Source organism: Prevotella heparinolytica, from assembly GCF_002998535.1.
Lineage (GTDB): Bacteria > Bacteroidota > Bacteroidia > Bacteroidales > Bacteroidaceae > Bacteroides > Bacteroides heparinolyticus.
Genome location: NZ_CP027234.1, coordinates 911,835 through 928,802 on the forward strand (window position 1 = coordinate 911,835; position 16,968 = coordinate 928,802).

Below are 16,968 nucleotides of genomic sequence, written 5' to 3' on the forward strand. Positions count from 1 at the left end.
TTCGTGGTATTCCATTTACAAATGTATTTCACGGCTACCACGTATACGCTTGCCGAAATCGGGAATGGCTGTAACTACCCGTTGATGACTTCCGGCAAAGTTATCACTCGTGAAGGAAAGCTGTATTTTCCTCTCTCCATATATGTAAACCATGCTTTTGTGGATGGTTCGCATTTATCGGTTTTCTTCGGAAAAATAGAGGAGCATCTGAAAGAGATTGCACAAGGATGAGATGCACTTAAACACCACTCATAGAATAAACCTCTTGAATCCATAGAATAAAATCGTTTGTTGCAAACAGTAAACTTGTTTCTCTGTTCGCGCCGTGCGAATACAAAATCGCAACCTGCGGATAAACGGTCGCGCTGTGCGAACAGACATCCGCGCACTGCGAACAAAGGTTTGCACAAAAGTGAAGCGATTCCTGTAAGTTGAAGCGTGTAGGGAAACCGATGGAAAAATAGGGGGATTATCCGGCTATTTAACGCAACCTCCCTTTTAGAGTAAAAGATTCAGTATCTTCCATATTGCTGTCATGTGACAAGCCGAACCGCCTAACACGAAGAAATGAAAGACAGAGTGCATATATCGCGCTTTGTGTAGTGAGTAGAAAGCGGCTCCCGTTATATAGCATATCCCTTCGGCAATAATCCAGTAGCAGGCTGCAGGAGAAATGGCAAAGAGTTGCTTGAATACTGCCAGCACGGATAACCCCATCAGAATGTAGCATGCTGTTTCCACATGGCTGTGTTCTTTCATTTTTCGGAAGCTGACAACGGTGCCGATGAGGGCGCACAGCCATACGAAACCAAATAGTCCCCATCCGGACTCGTCTTTCAGTGCAACGAGCGTAATGGGCGAATAGCTTCCCGCAATATGCCAATAGATGGCTGCATGATCCCAATGACGCAGGCGTCGCTTCCATGGATTGTGGTGCTTCAGTGCATGATAAAGGGTAGAGGCAAGGTAGGAACCACCCATGCCGAAGAGATAAAGCCATACTCCGAAGATAGCCGGCAGATTGCCGCTTTGATAGCTTTTTATCAGGAAAACGATTCCGACAATCACTCCCATGGCAAAGCCTATGCCATGGGAGATTGAATTGACGGTTTCTTCTTTTTGGCTGTAGAACAGTCCGCTACGTTTGTTTTTCATCAGTCGAAACATCCGTAGCAGGTAGGCAACAGGTTACGGTCGCCCAATGTGTTGTCTACACGTGCCACGTTTACCCAGAACTTGTTGTCCCGTACGCTTTCTATCGGATAGGCCGCTTTCTCGCGTGTATAGCTGTGTTCCCATTTGTCGGACACAATCTCATATTCGGGATGCGGTGCATTGACCAGTACATTGTCTGTTTTGTCGGCTTTACCCTCTTTTACTTCCTGAATTTCATTCCAGATATTCAGCATCACATGGATGAAATTGTCAAGTTCGGCCAGACTTTCGCTTTCTGTGGGCTCAATCATCAATGTGCCGTGCACGGGGAAGGACAGGGTGGGGGCATGATAACCATAGTCCATCAGACGTTTGGCGATATCATTCTCGCTGATGCCCGTTTCCTCGTGAACATTGCGGCATTCCAATATCATTTCGTGTCCCACGTAGCCGTTCACTCCTCGATAAACAGTGCTGTATGTGTCTTGTAGGCAAGCAGCCAGATAGTTGGCGCTGAGGATGGCTGTTTTGGTGGCGCGTGTCAGTCCTTCCGCTCCCATCATGCGGATGTAACCATACGTGATGGGCAGGATGCCGGCGCTGCCGAATGGAGCGGCAGATACTTCATTGGAGGCATTGCCAAATGAAACGTGTCCCGGCAGGAACGGAACCAGATGTTCGGCCACACAAATAGGGCCTACGCCGGGACCGCCTCCACCGTGGGGTGAAGCGAATGTCTTGTGCAGGTTCAGGTGGCATACGTCGGCACCGATAAAGCCGGGGTTGGTCAAGCCTACCTGCGCATTCATGTTGGCACCGTCCATATACACTTGTGCCCCACAAGCATGGATAATGTTACAGATCTCTACGATTTCCGTTTCAAAGATACCGTGTGTTGATGGATAGGTGATCATCAGGGCGGCAAGTTCGTTCTTGTTTTCTTCCGCTTTGGCGCGAAGATCCTCCATGTCTACATTACCATGTGCATCGCAAGCACATGTCACGGTGGCAAAGCCCGCCTGTATGGCCGATGCCGGATTGGTTCCGTGTGCAGATGCCGGTATCAGCACTTTGTTGCGGTGTCCCTGTCCGATATGCTCCAGATAAGCACGGATGACGCGCAATCCGGCATACTCACCTGCGGCACCGGAGTTCGGTTGTAGGCTGACACCTGCAAATCCGGTTATCGTTTTCAGTTCGTCGCTAAGATTGTCAATCAGCTTCCGGTAACCTTCTGCCTGATCTTCGGGTACCAGAGGGTGTATGTTCATGAATTCGGGACGGCTGAGCGGCAGCATCTCTGCGGCTGCATTCAGCTTCATGGTGCACGAACCGAGTGAGATCATGGAATGTGCCAAAGAGACATCCTTGCGGTCAAGGCGCTTGATATAGCGCATCATTTCCGTTTCCGTATGATACTTGTTGAACACTTCATGAGTCAGATAGGCACTTTGGCGCTTCAGGCTTTTATTGATATTGTTGCCCATCGGAATTTCGCAGATCTTCTCCCAATCTTTTCCGGCAGCAATGGCAAAGATGGATAGTAGTATGTTGACGGCCGGCACATCTGTGGTCTCATCAATACTCATACCCACATCACCGTTCTTGAAGTAGCGTAGGTTCACTTCTTTGCTAAGTGCAATGGTGCGGATTTGTTGCGCTGATATGGTATCGGGCAGTGCGAAACGCAAAGTGTCGAAATACTGTGTGTTCACTTGCTTGTATCCCAGCTTGCAGATGCTCTTTTCCAAAAATACGGCAATGCTGTGGATACGCTCTGCTATGGTATGGATGCCTTTCGGGCCGTGATATACGGCATAGAATCCGGCCATTGTGGCCAACAACGCTTGTGCGGTACAGATGTTGGAAGTGGCCTTTTCCCTCTTGATGTGTTGTTCGCGGGTTTGCAAGGCCATGCGGTAACAGAGTTTACCATATTTGTCTTTCGACCAGCCGATGATACGTCCCGGCATATTGCGTTTATATTCATCGCGTGTGGCAAAGTAAGCAGCCGACGGTCCACCGTAGAACATCGGTGTGCCCAACCGTTGTGTCGTACCGAAAACAATGTCTGCTCCCCATTCTCCCGGAGGAGTAAGCAAAGCAAGGCTTAAGATGTCGGCAGCAACAGCCACTTTGCAGTTTGCCGCATGTGCTTTTTCCACAAAATCCCGATAATCTTCCACATTACCATTGGTGTCAGGATATTGAAGTATGCAGGCAAAGATGCCCGGGGTAAATTCCATTTCATTCCATTTGCCTGTACGCAGTTCGATGCCTTGCGGAAGGGCGCGGGTGGTCATGACTGCCAAGGTTTGCGGGAATATGTTTTCATCTACGAATACAATGTTCGCTCCGGATTTTTGCATGTCGCGTGGTCGCAGGGCATACATCATTGTCACGGCCTCGGCGGCTGCGGTAGCCTCGTCCAGCAAGGAACAGTTGGAAAGGGGCATCCCTGTAAGGTCGCACACAGCAGTCTGGAAGTTCATCAAGGCTTCCAATCGTCCTTGTGATACTTCAGCCTGATAAGGAGTATAAGAGGTGTACCAAACGGGGTTCTCGAATACATTACGTTGGATAACGGCAGGAGTGATGGTATTGTACCATCCCATACCAATGTAAGTGGTGTAAAGCTTGTTTTTTGCAGCCAGTTCGGCAATGTGTTGTCCAAACTCATATTCCGTCATGGCTTTTGGGAGTGCCAACTGCTCTTTTAGGCGAATATTGGCAGGAATGGTCTTGTCAATCAGTTCGTCCAGACTTTTCACTCCGATTTTTCGGAGCATTTGTTCCTCATCTTGTTCACTGATACCGATGTGACGGCAGGAGAATACGTCGTTTTTCATAATTTATAGTGATTTTAAAGTTTATTTTCTGAAGAAAGGATTTTCTGCTTTTTCAATTCCAATTGTTGTGGGAGCGCCATGTCCCGGATAGACAACGGTTTCATTTGGCAAAACAAACAGACGACTGCAGATATGCTCTATCAGTTCATCGAAGTTCCCACCGGCAAGGTCGGCGCGACCGATGCTGCCTTGAAACAATACGTCACCCGAAAACATGCAATGGTCTGCCGCACAATAATACACCAAACTGCCCGGTGAATGTCCCGGTACGTGAATGGCTTCCAGCTTCGTGTTGCCGAAGCTGATAATGTCTCCATCGTGCAGATATGTGCCCAAAGGCACGGGGGCTTCTTGCAGCTGAAAGCCGAACATGCGACTTTGCTTGGGAGCCTCGTCAATCCAGAACTCATCTGCCTGATTAGCTTCAGCTTTCAGTCCGAACTCTTTCAGCATGAACGGGTTGCCGAATATATGATCCAGATGTAGGTGCGTATTCAGCAAGTGTTTTACGTTCAGTCCATTTTTTATAATGAAGTTTTTCAATGTCTGTTTCTCTTCTTCGTAGAAACAGCCCGGATCAATGACAACTGCTTCATTGGTTTCATCCCACAGCACATAGCTGTTTTCCGGGAACATGTTGAATTCAAATTTCTTTATTTTCATTTTGTATGAGACTACAAAGTTATTTGTTACGTTTTTCAGACAGCTACGTGCACTACCTTCTTCGTACTGAAAAAATCTTCTTCAAAGATGTCTTTCAAATCCCACATGGTAGTTTTATTCTTAAAAGGCATCGATTCTTGTTCCAATTCACCTCCTTTAAGACAAATCAGCCCGTTGGGCAAGGCATTTTGTTGTTTGGCAGAAATATTCTTGCGGATGATCTTGAGTAAGTTGGACAGCGGCATCACAGCACGACTCACTACGAAATCAAAGATTCTTTTTTCCTCTTCTGCACGGGCATGGCGGGACGTGACATTTTCCAATCCGATGCTATTGGCTATTTCAGTGGCCACACGTACTTTCTTGCCAATACTGTCCACCAGATGAAACTCCACTTCAGGAAAAAGAATAGCCAATGGTATGCCAGGAAAACCTCCTCCTGTCCCGAGATCCATGATCTGAGTTCCCGGTTTAAAACAGACCACTTTAGCTATACCCAAGGAATGGAGTACATGGTGTTCGTAGAGATTCTCGATATCTTTACGTGAGATGACGTTTATCTTGGAGTTCCAATCCAAATAGAGGTCGTAGAGGGCAGCGAACTGCTCTTTCTGCTTCTCTGTCAGATCAGGAAAATACTTCAGGATTAGTTCCATTTAATTATGAATTAATTACAATGTATGACGGGTTGTTTTTAATTATGAGTTTCTTATTTCATTCAGCACCATACAATCGTCTTTCAGTAAGTGCTGCATTATTTCGTATGGAAGAGTTATTTCTATCGGTCCCATTACGTAAGGAGCTATGTCGTAGACATTATAATAAAATATGATGCCTTGAGGAGTGAGGTAGAAATTCTCTGTTGGTGCCAGTTCTCCGGTGGTGGCATAGCCTATATCTTCCAGCTCTTGACGGGTCTTTACCTTATTATCAGCCATCAACTGGTTCCACAGTAAGTCGGTCAGTGCTTCTTTGTAGTCATTGGCAAACAAGTCGTCCAGACGGACGGGGCTTAATGTATGTAAGTCCATGTTGAGGAATGTGGCCATGTAAATGCCGTGTGCGCCGCCGGTATATTCGTTATAGTCGATGCGATAGACCAACAGATGCTTGAAGTAGTTTTTTACACGGCCTTCTACACTTCTATAAAAAGAATACCATCCTTCCAAGTTCATGCCTTCTTCCTGTTCCTGTTCGTCTTTCTTATACATCGGTTCCAGATCATTGCGATAATCGTTGATATATTTCTCCGTGTACTTCTTGATGGCTTCTTCAGGCTTCATGTTTATGTATTTGTCTCCGAAGAAAGCGGAAACAAGAAAACTATTGAGGCTATCCCTTAATTTTATGTCAGATGATTTAGCAGCATAGGTGAATCTTACAATAAGGTTGCAGGCTGGTTTGGCAGTATCTCCGAAAAGGTGAGAGGTTTCATTTACTCGTATACTGTCAAACTCTAATGCGCCGGTATTTTTGTTCACGGTGTTATTGCAGGAAGAGAAATAACTGCTTGTCGCAAGTAGAAAGACAAGTAGGCTGACAGTTTGCTTTTTCATATTCGATTTTATTTATAATTCAATATTTCAACCAAAATACTTTATCGACAAATATAGAACTTATTAACGAACTGTAGGCATAAAAAAAGGAAAATTAAATCCGACGAACGGTTAAAACTTTCTATCTTTACCCTTACTTATGAAGGAACTACGTTACATATTCGCGGTACTTTTTTCCTCTTTCATCATTGTGAGTGGAGTAGGGGTTTCTATTATCCATTATTGCTGTACCGGATGCGAGACAATGCAAAGTTGCTGCTCTTCCGATTGTTCCAAATGTGAGCAAAAGCATCGGACGTCCGAAAATACATGTAAGGATACGGGTTGTACAGTTGTTCATTATAAAGTAGATATGGTAAAACATGCGCAGGATTCTTCTCCGGCCATACCCCCCATCATGCTTCTTTGCGAACAACTGTTCTTACCGGGATACTTGATGTCCGTAGCCGATTCTTTTTCAGATTTTGTTTTCGAAGTGCCACCACACTCGGGTGGCTCACGCCAATATTTGGCACTCTATTCAGTACTTCTCATTTAGTAGTCGAGGCAAAGACAAACGGTTCGGTTATGCTGGGCGATGGGTTCGCGATGCAAAAAACGGTTCGTTCCATGTCTTTAAGTCTGTGCTATATTTAAATATTCACAAATCATTTCATACTGTTGCATTTGTATTTGGGTTATACCTGAACCGTATCTGGGCTGTACTTCCTCCATAATATACGGAGTTGATACGAACCTCTTACGGGGCAACTGCGGAGAAAACAGGGAGTACTCCGGATCATGAAATGCTTTACCTGAAAATAAAAAAGAAAATGAGAAATAAAATACTACCAATAACCATATGGATGATGTTGTTCCCTTTTGCGATATTGCATGCGCAGATAGAGGGAATAGTGAAAGATAATGCAGGTGTTCCCATTGCCGGAGCCAATCTATTCTGGCAGGGCACCGCGCAAGGTACTACGACTAAGGCCGACGGAACTTTTTCTTTGGCTAAACTCCGGAATAATCACAGTCTCGTGGTCAGCTTTATTGGCTTTGAAAATGATACGATAAACGTGGAAGGACGGCACGAACGGCTGGACATCGTTCTTCGCGAGGGAATTGAACTCAGAGAAGTGAATGTGGTAGGTCGTAAGTTGGGCACCATGAAGTTGCGCAATAGCGTGATGAACGAAGACATGATAAGCAGTGCCGAGTTGAGTCGTGCAGCATGTTGCAATCTTGGAGAGAGTTTTGTGACGAATCCTTCGGTCGATGTCAGCTATTCCGATGCGGCTACCGGTGCCAAACAAATCAAACTATTGGGTTTGTCAGGCACGTATGTACAGATGCTGACGGAAAATATTCCGAATTATCGTGGTGCGGCTGCCGCTTATGGATTGGGATACGTGCCCGGCCCGTGGATGCAAAGCATTCAAGTGAGTAAAGGTAGCTCATCTGTAAAGAACGGTTACGAAGCTATTACGGGGCAAATTAATGTGGAGTTCAAGAAACCTCAACTTTCCGAAGCGGACAGGTTATCGGCTAATCTCTTCGTGAGCAGCACCAATCGGTATGAGGCCAATGCAGATGTCACCATAAAGCTTTCCAAACGCTGGAGTACATCACTGTTGGCTCATTACGAGAATGAGACCAAAGCCCATGACAGCAACAATGACGGTTTTGCCGATATACCTCAAGTGGAGCAGTATAATCTGTGGAACCGTTGGGCATATATGGGCGACCGCTATGTTTTTCAGGCCGGCATCAAGGCTCTTTCCGAAGACCGGTATAGTGGTCAGGTAGGTCATGGGATAAATCATTCTTCCGATCCGTACAAAATAAATATCGGAACAGACCGTTACGAGGCATTTACCAAAAACGCCTATATATTCGACAAAGATAAAAATACCAATCTGGCACTGATTCTTTCGGGCTCTTTGCATCAGCAGGATGCGGTGTACGGACGAAAAAGGTATGACGTAGACCAGCATAATATGTATGCTTCTTTGTTGTTTGAAACGGAATTTAGCAAACGCCATAGTCTTTCTGCAGGATTGAGCTTCAATTATGACTCTTACGGTCAAGCTTATCGGCTGTATAATGATGTGGAATATCCTCTTGTAAATGATTTTGTAAAAGAAGCTGTTCCCGGGGCTTATGTACAGTACACTTATAATTGGAACGATAGGCTTATCCTAATGGGAGGACTTCGAGGAGATCACAGCAGTGAATACGGTTATTTTATCACACCTCGCTTCCACGTAAAATACAATCCGAATGAATATATCCATTTCCGTCTTTCTGCCGGGAAGGGCTATCGTTCCAATCACGTCTTGGCTGAAAACAATTACTTGCTGGCAAGCAGCCGAAGGATGGATATCGCCCGAAACCTTGAGCAAGACGAGGCTTGGAATTACGGGGCAAGTACTTCTGCCTATATACCGGTATTTGGCAAAACACTGAATCTGAATGCCGAATTCTATTATACAGACTTTCGCAAGCAAGTGGTAGTAGATATGGATACCGATCCGCATGCCGTTCTGTTTTATAATCTGAACGGACGTTCATATTCGCAGGTCTTCCAGATAGAAGCCACCTATCCGTTTTTCCCGGGCTTTACTTTCACGGCTGCCTATCGCTGGACGGATGTCCAGACAAATTACAATGGTCGATTGATGGAAAAGCCTCTTACGGGTAAGTATAAAGGGCTGCTGACAGCATCTTACCAGACGCCTTTGGCATTATGGCAATTTGATGTGACATTGCAGATGAATGGGGGCGGACGAATGCCTGCACCATATAAATTGGAAAACGGCGATTGGGCGTGGGAGAATCGCTACGGTAGTTTTGAACAGTTGAGTGCGCAAGTGACCCGCTATTTCCGTTATTGGTCTGTATACATTGGCGGCGAAAATCTGACGAATTTCAAACAAAAGAGTCCCATTATTGACGCTGCCAATCCGTGGGGCAATCGCTTTGACGCAACAATGATCTGGGGGCCGATGCATGGAGCGAAAGCCTATATAGGTATTCGTTTTAATCTGCCGGGAGTATGAAGATTTATAAAAGACATGGAATGTCGTTCAGACAAGTCCGGTATTTCCTGTGAGAAGATGTACCGGATTTCCGTATCTCTATATTTCAATCATAGGACATTTAATAACTTTAATATGTAAATAAAATCAACCTGAGTTCGATGTAAAAAGAGACTCCGCCTATACAAAAAAACGCTCCCGGAGGCATTCCCGGAGGGGTCAATCAGTGGTGCCAAGTCTCGTATATGCGACGTGCGCGGTCTCGTATATGCGACGTGCACGGTCTCGTATATGCGACGTGCGCAGTCTCGTATATGCGACGTTCGGCACCTCATATATGCGAGGAAAACGGCAAGATATATACAAGTATTTAACAGGCATATAACATCTTGTTTTATACCGAATTCAGGTTAAAATCAGGAAAGAATGAAAACAAAAAGATGTTTGATGATTGTGGCAGCAATGCTGTTCAGTTTCACCTTTGTGGTGGCGAAAGATATTCGTACAGCTGTGTTTAAAGTGGCGCAGATGAAGTGCGATAATTGTGTCAGGAAGATAAACAATAACATTCGCTTTGAGAAAGGGCTGAAGAACTTCCATACAGACCTGAAAACAAAGACGGTCACCATCACATATGATGCCGAGAAAACCAGTGTCGATAAGTTGAAAGAAGGTTTTAAGAAGTTTAATTACGAAGCAGAGTTTATCAAAGAAGCCAAACAGGGGGACAAGAAGTAATTTTCACTGTTTTATTCCTTTTGTAAAAGGAATCTGTTATTCAATCTTTCTTGGAAAAGTGGAAGGAATTTCTTACTTTTGGTTGTTATTAAGAAAAGAAGAGTTAACCTTATCTAATAGACAGAATGATGAAACAGTTTCATAAAATTATCGTCACCGGATGTTTTTGTGTTTTTGGAGCGGGATTATGTATGCGTGCGCAAGAAACGCCGCATACAGTGCCCGACTCCTTGATAACCATCGGATATACCGTAGGGCATGAGAAAAACGTATCTTCCCTTGTTGAAAAAGTCACCGGAAAGCAACTGAAGGTCGACCAGATTACCAATCCTTTGGAAGCCATTTACGGTAAAGTGCCGGGATTGACGATACATCGTGCGGCGAATGGAACGGCAGCTTTGGATGCGGTTCGTCTTCGCGGAACGACTTCACTGACCAGTGGCAATGACCCACTGATTATCATTGACGGAGTGTTCGGAGACATCTCTTTGCTTACCTCCATTTATCCTACGGATATAGAAAGCTTTACCATTCTGAAAGATGCTTCGGAAACTGCCCAATATGGTTCGCGTGGTGCATCCGGTGTTATTGAAATCACAACGAAAAAGGGAATGAAGGGTAGAACGCAGGTAAGCTATAACGGCAATTTCGGCGTTCCGGCTGTTTATAAGAGTCTTAAAATGTTGTCGGCCGACGAATATCGCAAAGTGGCGCAAAGGGAAGGCATATCCATCGTAGATTTAGGCAATGACACCGAGTTCTTGAAAGAGATACAACAAGCCGGTTTGCAGCAAGATCATCATGTGGCCTTCTATGGAGGAAGGGATGAATCCAGCTATCGCGTGTCTCTTGGTTTTATGCGTAGGGAAGGAGTTATAATCAATGAGAAAATGACCAACTTCACATCGAACATGAATATGACTCAGAAGCTGTTCGATGGATTTGTGCAGTGTGATGTGGGAATGTTCGGTTCTGTACAGAAGAATCGTAATATAGTAGACGGGCAAAAGACTTTTTATTCGGCTGCCGCATTCAACCCCACTTATCCTAATCATAAAAATAAGGAAGGGGCGTGGGATGGAGTGACCAATGCAAGCCAAATCACCCATCCTTTGGCTTGGATGGAGGTGAAAGATAAAGAATCGACCTCACATATCAGTACCTATGCCAAACTGAAGTTTAATCTTATGCCGGATTTGAGTTTGCAGCTTTTCGGTTCTTATTCTTATAATATGATTGAAAACGCCCAATATCTTCCTACCTGCGTGTGGGCACATGGGCAGGCTTATCGCGGTGTACGTAAATCGGAGGCATTGGTTGGAAATGCTATACTGACATATCGCAAGCATATGAAGCGCCATTTTATCGATGCGTTGGCATTGGCTGAAGTTCAACAGGAATGCTATACCGGTTTTTATACAACGGTCACCAACTTCAGTTCCGACCTGTTCGGATACGATAATCTGCAAGCCGGCGCTCTACGCCCTTGGGAAGGCACGAACTCATATTACGAGCGCCCTCGTCTGGTCTCCTGTATGGGACGCATCAATTATACGTATGCCGATCGTTATATCCTGACCGTGAATGCCCGTGCGGATGCTTCTTCTAAATTCGGAAATAATCATAAATGGGGATTTTTTCCTTCCATTTCAGCAGCTTGGAATGTGTCTCAGGAGAACTTTATGAAGCAACTCTCTCAGGTGAATAATCTGAAAATCCGTATCGGATATGGATTGGCGGGAAACCAAAGCGGAATTGATTCCTATACTACCCTTCGGTTGGCACAGCCCAACGGAGTAGTGCCCGTAGGCAGCTCACAAGTAGTTTCTCTTACCGAATTACGCAATACAAATCCAAATCTGAAATGGGAAGTAAAACATAATCTGAATGCCGGGGTCGATTTGGCTTTATTCGGTAATCGCCTATTGCTTTCTGCCAACTATTATCTTTCCAAAACAAACGACATGCTTTATACTTATAATGTCAGTGTTCCACCATTCACTTATAGCACATTAGTGGCAAATATCGGCTCGATGCGTAACAGCGGTTTGGAAATAGCTGTGGGAGTAACTCCTCTGAAAACCGAAGACATGGAACTTAACGTTAATGCCAACGTTTCTTTCCAACAAAACAAGCTGCTCTCTTTAAGCGGCATGTATGATGGCGAATATCTCAGTGCGGCAGCGTATAACAGTATTTCCGGTTTAGATGGAGCCGGCTTTCATGGAGGATACAATCACATTGTATATCAGATTGTGGGGCAACCGCTGGGGGTATTCTATCTTCCGCGCAATGCCGGATTGGTGGCTGACGGGAATGGCGGTTATAAATATGGAGTTGTTGATTTGAACGGTGGAGGCATAAGCTTGGAGGATGGGGAAGACCGTTACATAGCCGGACAAGCCATGCCGAAAACCATTGTCGGTTCCAATATCAGTTTTCGTTATAAGGATTTCGATCTGGCGGTACAAATCAATGGGGCTTTCGGGCATAAAATTTACAATGGAACTTCGCTGACTTACATGAATATGGGGATATTTCCCGATTATAACGTAATGAAGGAGGCTCCGCAGGCTAATATCAAGGACCAGACGGCTACCGATTATTGGCTGGAACGGGGAGATTATGTGAACTTCGATTATGTGACGGCCGGATGGAACGTGCCTTTGCGGGGGACGAAAAAGTATATTCAGAATCTGCGACTTACTTTCACAGTGAATAATTTGGCGACGATTACCGGTTATTCTGGAGTTTCGCCTATGATAAACAGTTCTACGGTCAACAAAACGTTAGGTCTGGATGATAAACGTAATTATCCGCTTGCCAGAACCTATACATTGGGGGTGAGTATTAATTTCTAAAGAGAAAAGGCTATGAAGAACTATCGGATTCAATATTGGCTGACGGCATCTTGCTGTTTCTTTCTGTTGGCGGCTTGTGATACTTTTTTAAAGGAAGAACCTCGTGACAAGATAGATAAAGAGGAAGCTTATCGTACACTTCCCGATTTATATTTGAACGCGGTGGCGTCGCTTTATAATTATGTGGGTGGATGTGCCGACAGTCAGGGGTTGCAAGGAACGGGACGCGGTGTCTATGACTTGAACACGTTTACCACCGATGAAGCCATTCTGCCTACTCGCGGCGGCGATTGGTATGATGGAGGTTTCTGGCAAGGATTGTTTCTACATCGATGGGGAGTGAATAATGATGCCATTCAAGCCACATGGGAGTATCTCTATAAAGTGGTGATGCTGAGCAACAGGTCGGTAGAGAGAATTGAAAAGTTTCAGGCCACTCATGATGAACCGGAATTAGCGGAGTATGATGCAGAGGTGCGTGCGTTGCGTGCCATGTATTACTATTATCTGATGGATTTGTTCGGGCGTGTGCCTTTGGTACTTTCTTCTTCTGTTACTATGGAAAAAGTGGTACAAAAGGACCGGAAGGAAATTTTTGATTTCGTGGTGAAAGAATTACAGCAGGCAGCTCCTTTATTGCCCGGGGCGCATAGTAACCTGCCGGGAGATTATTATGGACGCATCACGCGTCCGGTCGCCTATTTTTTGCTTGCGAAATTGGCACTAAACGCCGAAGTTTATGCCGACAATGATTGGACTGACGGTGTACGTCCTGACGGAAAGAACCTTTATTTTACGGTAGACGGGCGGTTGTTGAACGCTTGGCAAACTGCGATGGCCTATTGTGATAGTATCACTGCATTGGGTTATCAATTGGAAGCCCGGTATGAAACAAACTTTGCCGTATATAACGAATCATCGGTGGAGAATATATTCACTATTCCCATGAACAAAACTTTATATACCAACCAGATGCAATATTTGTTCCGCTCCCGGCACTATAATCATGCCAAGGCTTACGGATTGGGCGGTGAAAATGGTTCCAGTGCGACGGTAGATGCATTGCACGTGTTCGGCTATGATACGGATGAGGTAGATCCGCGTTTTGATAAATGTTATTATGCCGATGTGGTATATGACTTGCAAGGGAATGTTGTCAGGTTGGATAATGGCACGATTTTGGAATATCATCCGTGGAAAGTGTCGGTGGACATATCCGATACGCCTTATGAAAAGACGGCGGGGGCACGTATGAAGAAGTATGAGATAGATGTGAATGCCACCAAAGATGGTAAACTGATGGAGAATGATATCGTATTGTTTCGATATGCGGATGTGTTGCTGATGAAGAGCGAGGCAAAGGTGCGTAACGGAGAAAGCGGAGACGAAGAGCTGGCGAAAGTCCGCAGTCGTGTAGGGGCTGCTTTCCGTCCGGCCACATTAGCGACTTTGCTGGATGAACGGCAATTGGAGCTTGCTTGGGAGGGATGGAGACGCCAAGATCTTATACGCTTCGGGAGGTTTACCCGTGCCTATGACAGCCGCCCTCAATTGCCTGAGGAAGCAAACGGATATACCACTGTATTTCCCATTCCGGGAAATGTGCTGAAGATGAATGGAAGATTGGTGCAGAACAAAGGCTATTGATAGAGACGGATGCTTGGCTATTATCGGAAAAGTGCTATATTTGCCCTCATGAAACCGAAAATATCAGATTGGAATGTAATTCCTTATGCCGAGGCATGGAAGCGGCAGACGGAATGGTTTGATGCACTTGTGCAAGCCAAACAGGCGGGGATAGGGTATGTAAACCATATTGTGCTCTGCGAACATCCTCATGTCTATACTTTGGGCCGTAGCGGGAAAGACGGGAATATGCTGCTAAGCGATGAACAGCTTCATAGGATAGGAGCTACACTCTATCATATAGACCGTGGCGGAGACATCACTTATCATGGTCAGGGGCAATTGGTTTGCTATCCCATATTGAACCTTGAAGATTATTCTTTAGGGTTGAAAGAGTATGTGCATTTGTTGGAAGAGGCGGTAATCGGTGTATGTGCTTCGTATGGTATCACGGCCGGACGTTTGGAAAAGGCTACCGGCGTATGGCTGGAAGGCGATACTCCCCGTGCCCGTAAAATCTGCGCTATCGGGGTACGCAGCAGTCATTTTGTCACCATGCACGGATTGGCCCTGAATGTAAACACCGATTTGCGCTATTTCAGTTATATCCATCCTTGCGGATTTATAGATAAAGGAGTCACTTCCCTGCAAAAAGAGTTGGGAAACGAAGTATCCATGACAGAGGTAAAAGAGCGCCTTTGCGAGGAGTTGACGAATAGGTTGTCGTAAGCGTCATTAGATACATCCTTGTTAGGGAGGGTTTGACTTTTTTCTATTAAAATAAGAAGTCTTGCTTGTTTTATTGTTAATAAAACAAGGGATATGGTTGTGGTAATGTAATTTTTACTATCTTTGTGTTAGTGAAGTGTGTCGAGATACTGATAATGGAATAATAACAGAATTCTGTGTGCGGCACACTTTCCTTTTTGTTAACCATATAATAAACTAAAAAAAGATTGGCGTATTATGAATCAAGAATTGTCAATGAGCTCCAATTCGTTGGTTGCTGAGCTTCAGAAACCGGCTTCTGAATTTACGAAAGCAGACATCATTTCTTATATTAAAAAGAATGATATCCGTATGATAAATTTCATGTATCCGGCTGCAGACGGACGATTGAAAACACTGAATTTCGTTATTAAAGACGCTACTTATCTGGATGCAATCCTTACTTGCGGGGAGCGTGTGGATGGGTCGAGTCTCTTCCCGTTTATAGAGGCCGGCAGTAGCGATTTGTATGTAGTGCCCCGCTTCCGAACCGCTTTTATCGACCCTTTTGCAGAGTTACCCACACTCTCTATGCTATGCTCTTATTTCAATAAAGATGGAGAACCGTTGGAGAGTTCGCCTGAATATACTTTACGCAAGGCTTGTCAGGCATTCAAGGATGTAACGGGAATGGAATTTCAGGCTATGGGCGAATTGGAGTATTATGTGATTTCGGAAAACGACGGCATGTTTCCCGCCACCGACCAGCGCGGCTACCATGAATCGGCCCCGTATGCCAAATTCAATGAATTCCGCACGGAGTGCATGTCATGTATAGCACAGGCAGGGGGACAGATAAAATACGGTCATTCCGAGGTGGGAAACTTCACGCTCGACAATAAAATATACGAACAAAACGAGATAGAATTCTTGCCCGTGCCTGCCGAGCAGGCTGCCGACCAGTTGATGATAGCCAAATGGGTGATTCGCAATCTGGCTTCACAATATGGTTACAACATTACTTTCGCGCCTAAAATAACAGCCGGGAAAGCCGGTTCGGGACTGCATATCCATATGCGCATCATGAAAGACGGGAAAAATCAGATGCTGAAAGATGGTGTACTCTCTGAAACGGCTCGCAAAGCCATTGCAGGAATGATGGTTTTGGCACCTTCCATTACGGCTTTCGGCAATACGAATCCTACGTCTTATTTCCGTCTTGTACCTCATCAGGAAGCACCTACCAATGTATGCTGGGGCGATAGAAACCGTTCCGTGTTGGTACGTGTCCCGTTGGGATGGTCTGCCAAAACAGACATGTGTATGCTGGCCAACCCATTGGAGACTCCGAGCCATTATGACACCACGCAGAAACAGACGGTAGAGATGCGTTCACCGGACGGGTCGGCCGACTTGTATCAATTGATAGCGGGGCTGGCCGTGGCATGTCGTCATGGTTTTGAGATGGAAGATGCGTTGGCTGTTGCGGAAAAGACTTATGTGAACGTGAACATTCATCAGAAAGAAAATGAGGATAAACTGAAAGAGTTGGCACAATTGCCGGATAGTTGCTCGGCTTCTGCCGATTGTTTGGAAAAACAGCGTGCCATATTCGAGCAACATCAGGTATTCAGTCCTGCAATGATTGACGGAATTGTCGCCAAGCTGCGTTCATACGGAGACAAAACTTTGCGTAGCGAGATACAGAATAATCAGGATGAAATGCTGAAACTGGTGGAGCGGTACTTCCACTGCGGCTAAATTCGGCGAAGCGCAGAGACATTGAAGTGCA

At 45.3% G+C, this 16,968-nt stretch carries 11 protein-coding genes and 1 pseudogene; 7 read left to right on the forward strand and 5 right to left on the reverse strand.

The window, feature by feature from the left end; genetic code table 11:
- Positions 1–18: 18 nt before the first annotated feature.
- A pseudogene (locus C3V43_RS03800) lies at positions 19–231 on the forward strand (CatA-like O-acetyltransferase); the annotation flags it as partial.
- A 267-nt stretch (positions 232–498) separates the two neighbouring features.
- On the opposite strand, the gene trhA reads toward C3V43_RS03800, so the two are convergent.
- Genes trhA through C3V43_RS03825 form a run of 5 tightly spaced genes read right to left on the reverse strand, consistent with a single transcriptional unit; the run spans position 499 to position 6,223 of the window.
- Positions 499–1,155 (reverse strand): PAQR family membrane homeostasis protein TrhA, encoded by a 657-nt coding sequence (trhA, locus tag C3V43_RS03805; RefSeq protein WP_106068666.1) that lies wholly within the window; start codon positions 1,153–1,155, stop codon positions 499–501.
- Positions 1,155–4,004, reverse strand: a complete 2,850-nt coding sequence (gcvP, locus tag C3V43_RS03810) for an aminomethyl-transferring glycine dehydrogenase (RefSeq protein WP_106068667.1) — start codon at positions 4,002–4,004, stop codon at positions 1,155–1,157. Before gcvP ends, trhA begins: the two co-directional genes overlap by 1 nt.
- 21 nt (positions 4,005–4,025) lie before the next feature.
- Positions 4,026–4,667 carry an MBL fold metallo-hydrolase gene (locus C3V43_RS03815; protein WP_106068668.1) on the reverse strand — a complete coding sequence of 214 codons (642 nt, stop codon included), beginning with the start codon at positions 4,665–4,667 and terminating at the stop codon, positions 4,026–4,028.
- A gap of 35 nt (positions 4,668–4,702) precedes the next feature.
- Positions 4,703–5,323 (reverse strand): 16S rRNA (guanine(527)-N(7))-methyltransferase RsmG, encoded by a 621-nt coding sequence (gene rsmG, locus C3V43_RS03820; RefSeq protein WP_106068669.1) that lies wholly within the window; start codon positions 5,321–5,323, stop codon positions 4,703–4,705.
- 42 nt (positions 5,324–5,365) lie between these two features.
- Entirely contained in the window at positions 5,366–6,223 is an 858-nt protein-coding gene (locus tag C3V43_RS03825) for a DUF3298 and DUF4163 domain-containing protein (protein ID WP_106068670.1), read from the reverse strand.
- 845 nt (positions 6,224–7,068) lie between these two features.
- Between C3V43_RS03825 and C3V43_RS03835 the strand changes: the two genes are divergently transcribed.
- The 6 genes from C3V43_RS03835 (at position 7,069) to C3V43_RS03860 (ending at position 16,937) form a co-directional block, all read left to right on the forward strand.
- Positions 7,069–9,264 (forward strand): TonB-dependent receptor, encoded by a 2,196-nt coding sequence (locus C3V43_RS03835; protein WP_394336160.1) that lies wholly within the window; start codon positions 7,069–7,071, stop codon positions 9,262–9,264.
- 405 nt (positions 9,265–9,669) lie between these two features.
- A complete protein-coding gene (locus tag C3V43_RS03840) occupies positions 9,670–9,981 on the forward strand; it encodes a heavy-metal-associated domain-containing protein (protein ID WP_106068672.1) in 312 nt (103 codons plus the stop codon).
- A gap of 128 nt (positions 9,982–10,109) precedes the next feature.
- The gene (locus tag C3V43_RS03845; protein WP_106070448.1) at positions 10,110–12,842 is read left to right on the forward strand and encodes a SusC/RagA family TonB-linked outer membrane protein; all 2,733 of its coding nucleotides are present in this window, start codon (positions 10,110–10,112) and stop codon (positions 12,840–12,842) included.
- A gap of 12 nt (positions 12,843–12,854) precedes the next feature.
- Entirely contained in the window at positions 12,855–14,489 is a 1,635-nt protein-coding gene (locus C3V43_RS03850) for a RagB/SusD family nutrient uptake outer membrane protein (protein WP_106068673.1), read from the forward strand.
- A gap of 48 nt (positions 14,490–14,537) precedes the next feature.
- Positions 14,538–15,197, forward strand: coding sequence for a lipoyl(octanoyl) transferase LipB (gene lipB / locus C3V43_RS03855; RefSeq protein WP_106068674.1), 660 nt, complete (start codon positions 14,538–14,540; stop codon positions 15,195–15,197).
- Positions 15,198–15,434: 237 nt separating this feature from the next.
- Complete coding sequence (locus tag C3V43_RS03860; protein WP_106068675.1) at positions 15,435–16,937, forward strand: glutamine synthetase family protein; 1,503 nt, start codon at positions 15,435–15,437, stop codon at positions 16,935–16,937.
- The last annotated feature ends 31 nt before the right edge of the window (positions 16,938–16,968 follow it).